Consider the following 459-nt stretch of genomic DNA (forward strand, 5'->3'; position numbering starts at 1 on the left):
GTCGGCGGGTACGGGTGGTAGTTGGCGATCTTCCCGTCGCGGATCACGAGGTGGTGCGAGAGCACACCCCGCACCGCCTCGGTGAAACCGCAGCCGATGCCCTCGTCGGGCACCTCGAAGGGCTCCCAGGTTTTGGTCTTCCCGGCCCGGACGTCGGCGAGCGCCTTCTCGATGAAGTCGAGCGCCGCCGCCGCGGCGTAGGCCTGGAAGTACGTGCGGGCGCGGTCGCGCTCGATGGTGTTCGACCACTGCGGGATCTTCCACTCGAGGGTCACCTCGGGCTTCAGCGCCGTCTTCGGGAGGTGGATCTGCACGCCGTCGCCGGTCGCCTTGAGGTGGTCGGTGTTGACGATGCCGGACAGCGCCGTCGACCAGAGCCGCGCGATCGGGCCACCACCGGTGTCGAGTGCGATGTGGTCCTTCCCGTCGAACCACCGCGGCGACATCACCCAGCTGTAC

1 protein-coding gene is annotated in these 459 nt (G+C 68.6%); it reads right to left on the minus strand.

Going from position 1 to position 459, the window contains the following annotated elements:
• On the minus strand, positions 1-459 hold a 459-nt coding region (locus RM844_RS32625; RefSeq protein ID WP_311671054.1), incomplete at both ends, for a nickel-dependent hydrogenase large subunit.

It is taken from the genome of Streptomyces chisholmiae, assembly GCF_031845445.1.
GTDB classification, from domain to species: Bacteria; Actinomycetota; Actinomycetes; order Streptomycetales; family Streptomycetaceae; genus Streptomyces; species Streptomyces chisholmiae.